The sequence below is a fragment of the Streptomyces sp. NPDC047072 genome, assembly GCF_040643855.1.
Lineage (GTDB): Bacteria > Actinomycetota > Actinomycetes > Streptomycetales > Streptomycetaceae > Streptomyces.
Genome location: NZ_JBEYVC010000316.1, coordinates 1 through 5,791, shown reverse-complemented (window position 1 = coordinate 5,791; position 5,791 = coordinate 1). Strand labels below are relative to the sequence as shown.

At 69.6% G+C, this 5,791-nt stretch carries 5 protein-coding genes and 1 pseudogene; 2 read left to right on the top strand and 4 right to left on the bottom strand.

Annotated features, from left to right (window positions below; genetic code table 11):
* Positions 1-91: 91 nt before the first annotated feature.
* Positions 92-496, bottom strand: coding sequence for a DUF5709 domain-containing protein (locus ABZ896_RS51895; RefSeq protein ID WP_360946261.1), 405 nt, complete (start codon positions 494-496; stop codon positions 92-94).
* A gap of 345 nt (positions 497-841) precedes the next feature.
* Between ABZ896_RS51895 and ABZ896_RS51890 the strand changes: the two genes are divergently transcribed.
* Both ABZ896_RS51890 and ABZ896_RS51885 read left to right on the top strand, forming a co-directional pair.
* On the top strand, positions 842-2,311 hold the full coding sequence (locus ABZ896_RS51890) for an APC family permease (protein WP_360946258.1): 1,470 nt from the start codon (positions 842-844) through the stop codon (positions 2,309-2,311).
* A gap of 11 nt (positions 2,312-2,322) precedes the next feature.
* Positions 2,323-3,279: a hypothetical protein gene (locus ABZ896_RS51885; protein WP_360946255.1), complete on the top strand. Its 957-nt coding sequence runs from the start codon at positions 2,323-2,325 to the stop codon at positions 3,277-3,279.
* A 9-nt stretch (positions 3,280-3,288) separates the two neighbouring features.
* Here ABZ896_RS51885 and ABZ896_RS51880 read toward each other — a convergent pair whose 3' ends face one another.
* The 3 genes and pseudogenes from ABZ896_RS51880 to ABZ896_RS51870 all read right to left on the bottom strand — a co-directional run.
* A complete protein-coding gene (locus ABZ896_RS51880) occupies positions 3,289-4,440 on the bottom strand; it encodes a HoxN/HupN/NixA family nickel/cobalt transporter (RefSeq protein ID WP_360946252.1) in 1,152 nt (383 codons plus the stop codon).
* A gap of 126 nt (positions 4,441-4,566) precedes the next feature.
* The gene (prcB, locus tag ABZ896_RS51875; RefSeq protein WP_360946249.1) at positions 4,567-5,421 is read right to left on the bottom strand and encodes a proteasome subunit beta; all 855 of its coding nucleotides are present in this window, start codon (positions 5,419-5,421) and stop codon (positions 4,567-4,569) included.
* Between the two features lie 81 nt (positions 5,422-5,502).
* A pseudogene (locus ABZ896_RS51870) lies at positions 5,503-5,694 on the bottom strand (lysylphosphatidylglycerol synthase domain-containing protein); the annotation flags it as partial.
* Positions 5,695-5,791 lie beyond the last annotated feature (97 nt).

Below are 5,791 nucleotides of genomic sequence, written 5' to 3'. Positions count from 1 at the left end.
ACAAACGCGACTACATCTTCAACGGCACCCTGACCGCGGCAGCGATCGTCATCTGGCTCCGAGACACCGTCCAAGAGCCATCAGAAACGCCCTAGTCCGGTTCGTCGATCACGTGCACCGCTGCCTCCTCGGCGCCGGCGGCGCCCGCGTCGATGCCCACGTCGGTGGCGACCTCCTCCTTCGTGGTGTCGGAGTGGGCGCCCTCGTCGGGGGCGACGAGACGTCCGGCGCGGTCGGCGTCGGCGGGCGGCGCCTGCTCCGGGGCCTCCTGGGCGAGCCGTTCGTCGAGGGTCTCGCCCTCGTGCTGCTCGGCGGCCGTGGTGCCGTGCCGGGTGACGCCGAGGGGCTTCTCGGGTGGTGAGTAGCCCTCGTCGAGGACGTCGTCGTAGGTCCGCTCGTCGAGGGCGTCCTGGAGGTCGAGCGGGCTCGCGTCCTCCTGCTCCTCGTTGGTCCCGGTGGGCTGGTAGGCGTCGTCGGCCATCGGTTCGCCGGCCATGGGCTGCCTCCCTCGCACGTGTGGTTCTGCACGGTCCTGATCCGCGTTTCCCCGTACGCGCTCTCCAACCTCAAAAGTCTGTGAGAGCAAGGCATTCACCGATTCGGAACATTACCCCCCGGTCAATCTTGAAGGGTAAAGGAATAGGGCTATCATCACTCGCACACACGGAGTGATCGCCCGCCGACGCAGCGGTCGTGCGGTCTGTCACCCCTTTCTTCCCTCTTCGTCACACCGCCCCTGGCCGAGGCCATCCCTCTCCGGTCCGAGGTGGAGCCACCCCCCTCTTGCGCCGTGCGGGCTCTGGTCGTCCGTGCGTCGTGCGACACGGAAAGCAGCGCAACCATGAGCAACAACAGGGGCAGAGGACTTCAGGCCAACGCCCTCGGCACGTTCGACACCGTGGTGATGGCCGTCGCGGGCAGCGCGCCGGCGTACTCGATCGCCGCGACCACCGCGGTGCTGGTCGGGACGGTGGGCCTGGCGAGTCCGGCGGCCCTGCTGTACTGCGCGATACCCATGCTGGGGATCGCCCTCGCCTTCAGCTACCTCAGCCGTATCGACGTGAACGCGGGCGCCAGTTACTCCTGGGTGGGGCGCACGCTCCACCCCTTTCTCGGTTTCGTGAGCGGCTGGGCGCTGGTCATCTCGGCGACCATCTTCATGGTGGCCGGTTCGCTGCCTGCCGGATCCATGACGCTGGCCCTCTTCGACGAGGGCCTCGCCGACAACACCGCGCTGTCGACGGTCGTGGGGGCGGCCTGGTTCGTTCTGATGCTGCTGGTGGTGCTCGGCGGCGCCCGGCTCACCGTGCGGGCCCAACTGATCATGTCCGGTGTGGAGTTGGCGATCCTGGCGCTGTTCGCGGTGCTCGCCCTCTTCCACACCGGGCACGCCCGTGCCTTCGACTGGTCCTGGCTCGGCTTCAGCCACTTCGACGGTATGCAGGGCTTCGCCTCCGGCGCGCTGATCGCCGCGTTCTACTACTGGGGCTGGGACGTCACCAGCAACCTCAGCGAGGAGACCCGCAACAGCCGCCGTACGACGGGACTCGCGGGCCTCATCGGCGTGGGCATCGTCTTCCTGCTCTTCGAGGTCTTCACCATCGCGGTGAACGTCATCCTCACCTCGAAGCAGATCGAGGACAACGACGCCAACGTCCTCGCCGTGCTGGGTGAGGAGGTGTGGCCGGGCTGGGGCGGCAAGCTGCTGATCGTCGCGGTGATGCTGTCGACCATCGCCACCCTGGAGACCACGCTCATCCAGGTCACGCGCTCGCTGTTCGCGATGGGCCGGGACCGCACGATGCCGTCCGCGCTGGGCAAGGTGCACCGCCGGTGGAACACCCCGTGGGTGGCGATCGTGGTGGTCGGCGGGGTGGCGCTGATGATGTTCATCGCCTCCAACTCCCTCGGTTCGGTGGGCGACATCCTCTCCGACGCGATCTCCGCGATCGGCCTCCAGATCGCCGTCTACTACGGCCTGACCGGTCTCGCGGTGGTCGTCGCGTACCGCAAGATGCTGCTGAAGTCCCCGACCGACTTCCTGCTGGGCGGGCTGTGGCCGCTGCTGGGCGCGCTGTTCATGTTCTGGGTGTTCGTGGAGTCGCTGGGCGAACTGAGCACGGCGGCGATCTCGATCGGGGTGGGCGGACTGGCCGTGGGGCTGGTGCCGATGCTCTGGTACTGGAAGCAGGGCAGCGACTACTACCGGCCCGCGCGACTGGACGCCAGCCGTACGGTCGAGGCGGACTACGTCCCCGAGGGGGCGGCCGGGCCCTCCCTGGTCCACGAGGGTCTCCCCACCGACTTCTGAGGGGTTCAGCGATGGCGAGAGACCGATTCGCCCCCGAATTCGACCCCGACTGCGGGGACGTCGCGCTCACCACCGCCCGCCAGGACATCGTCATCGGACGCTGGCAGGGGCTGCGCGAACTGTTGCGGGCCACCGGCCCCGACTGGCTGGCCCGCGGGCACCGGGTGCGGACGCTCGCCCAGGCCTGCGCGGGCAGTTCGACGGTGGAGTCGTGGCTGGCCGCGGAGCCGAACAACGGGGACGCGCTGGTGCTGCGCGCGGCGACGGAGACGGCCAGGGCGTTCAACCTGGCCATCTCCGCGGGCCGGGGGGTGGCGATCGACCAGCGCCGTATCGACGCCGCGGTGATGGCGTGCCTCCAGGCGTCGGAGGCGTTCATGGACGATCCGACGCCGTGGATCTCCCTGATCTCGGTGGCTCGGCTGTACCCGGCCGGGGTGCGGCGGCAGGAACTGGGGCGCTGGTGGGACGAGTTGCACGGGCGCGACCCGTACAGCGTGGAGGGGCACCTCCAGGTCCTGCACTACTACTCGGCGCGCTGGCACGGCTCGCACGGCCTGATGTACGACTTCGCCCGCGACGCGGCGGGGGTGGCGCCGCCGGGCAGCGCGCTGCCGGTGCTGGTGCAGTACGCGCGGGTCGAGGAGTACCGGGCGGTGGACGAGAGCGAGGACCGGGCGACGCGGGCGGGGCTCGGACAGCACTGGAAGCACGACGGCGCGGTCAGCGACGTACGGCGTACCTGGCAGCGCTGGATCATGGGCCGCAGCGACCACACGGTCGTCCCCGGCGAACTCCGCGACCTCAACTACCTGACCCACGCGGCCTCCTTGGCGGGCCTCGCCGAGGTCGCCGTCCCCCTCCTCCGCATGCTCGACCGCCGAGCCACCCGCACCCCGTGGTCCTACACCGGCGACCCGGACCAACAATTCACCAAGTGGCGCAGGGAGTTCAGAGTACGAACCTGAACGGCGGCGTCAGGACTGGGAGTCCGCCAGTCCTGCCGTCCACTTCTCCTCGATGCGGGCGTACTTCCACACCAGGAGGGCCACGATCCAGGTGGCGATGAAGAGGCCGACGATGACGAAGCCGAGGAGGTTGAGGTCGAGGCTGGCTATCCAGTCCCAGAACGGGCCGTGGAGGTCGAGCCTCTGCGCGAGCAGGCCGAGGAGTTCGACCGTGCCGATCAGGAGGGCCACCGCCACCGAGAGGCCGGTGACCGTGAGGTTGTAGTAGACCTTGCGGACCGGCTTGGAGAAGGCCCAGCCGTAGGCGAAGTTCATGAAGGAGCCGTCGATGGTGTCCAGGAGGGACATGCCGGCGGCGAAGAGGACGGGCAGGCACAGGATCGCGTACCAGGGCAGGCCCGACGCCGCGCCCGAACCGGCGAGGACGAGGAGCGCGATCTCCGTCGCCGTGTCGAAGCCCAGGCCGAACAGCAGGCCCAGCGGATACATCTGCCACGACTTGGTGATCGACTTCATGACGCGGCCCAACAGCCGGTTCATGAAGCCCCGGTTGTTCAGCTGCTCCTCCAGCGCCGCCTCGTCGTAGCCACCGGAGCGCATCCGCCGGAACACCTTCCAGATCCCGGCCAGGACGACGAGATTGACCGCGGCGATCAGGTAGAGGAACGTCCCCGAGACCGTCGTACCGATCAAACCCGTCACGTCGTGAAGGTGGGAGTCGTCGTCGCGCACCGGACCCGCGAGGGTCTTCACCCCGAGCGACAGCAGCAGCGCCAGCACGAAGACGACGCTGGAGTGGCCGAGCGAGAACCAGAACCCGACCGACAGCGGCCGCTGCCCCTCCCCCATCAGCTTGCGGGTGGTGTTGTCGATCGCCGCGATGTGGTCGGCGTCGAAGGCGTGCCGCATCCCGAGCGTGTACGCGGTCACGCCGATCCCGATACCGAAGGACTTCTCGCCGACGCTGTAGTGGTGCGGGGCGACGATCACCACCAGGGTGACCCAGCCGATCACGTGCAGGGCCACCACGACCGCGGCCATGCCGCCCGCCCTGATCCACTCCTGCCGCGTCATGGAGCCTTGGACGCGGCGCCAGACCGAGCCCCTCGCGGGGGCGGTGGCGGGGAGGAGAGGCGGAGCGGAGTCAGGGGCGACCGTCATCGGGCGGAGGATCCTTCTTCAGGGGTACGGCCGCGATCAGCAGCCTTGTGCCATCCTCCGGTACCTGCAAGTCATGTGCAGTAAAGCCCGTGACAGGTCTTCCCCACGACTCGGGAAAACGGCCGGTCAGGGGCGCGCGGTGGGCCCGTCGGGCCGGGTACGGCGCTGTTCGACCATCTCCCGGCTGAGCTCCTCGGTCTCCGGCTCGGAGAGCCGGTCGAAGCCGTCCTCGGTGATGACCGAGACGATCGGGAAGATCCGCCGGTTGATGTCCGGCCCGCCGGTGGCCGAGTCGTCGTCGGCCGCGTCGTAGAGCGCGTGGAGCGCGGCCAGGGCGGCCCCGCGCCGGTCCATCCCCCGGTGGAACAGCTTCTTCAGGGCCCCTCGGGCGTACGGCGATCCCGAGCCCTCGGCATGGAAGTCCCGCTTCTCGTAGAGGCCGCCGGCCACGTCGAAGCTGAAGATGCGGCCCCGCTCGCCCTCGGGCGCGGCGGGGTCGTAGCCGGTGAGCAGCGGGACGACGGCGAGGCCCTGCATGGCCTGGCCGAGGTTCTGGCGGATCATGCCGGCCAGGCGCCGCGCCTTGCCGTCGAGGCTCATGCCGACGCCCTCGATCTTCTCGAAGTGCGTCAACTCGACCTGGTAGAGCTTGACCATGTCCAGGGCGAGCCCCACGGATCCGGCGAAGGCGACCGCGGTGTACTCGTCGGCCGGGTGCACCTTCTCCAGGTCGCGCTGGGCGATGAGGTTGCCCATGGTGGCCCGGCGGTCGCCGGCGATGAGGACGCCGTCGCGGTAGGAGAGGGCCAGCACGGTCGTGCCGTGCGGCGCGAGGTCGGGCGCGGCCCGCACGCCCGGCGGAAGGGGGCTGCGGGTGCTCAGCAGTTCCGGTCGGTGCGCGGCCAGGAACTCGGTGAACGACGAGGAGCCCGGGGTGAAGAACTCCGCGCGCAACCGGCCACCGTTCTCGTTCAGCGTCACGAGCGCTCCCCCTCGTCCTCGACCAGAAAGCCGACACCCGCAGTCCTACCAGAACTCGCGGGACGGGAAACGCCGTTGTGCTCACAGCGCCCTGCGGCGGATCAGGACGGCGAGCACGGCCAGGCCCGGCAGCAGCGGCAGCCACACCGTCAGCAGCCGGTAGCCGAGCACCGCCGAAGCCGCGGCCGCGGCGGGCGCCCCGCCGGCGGTGAGGGCGAACGCGAGCGCGGCGTCGAGCGAACCGAGTCCGCCCGGGGTGGGCAGCAGCGCGGCCGGTGTCCAGGATCTGCTTCGTGGCGTGGACGAGCAGCGGCACGGTCGCGTATTCAAACTTCTTGGTCATGCGGCCGACTTTAACCCCTCCGAAAAC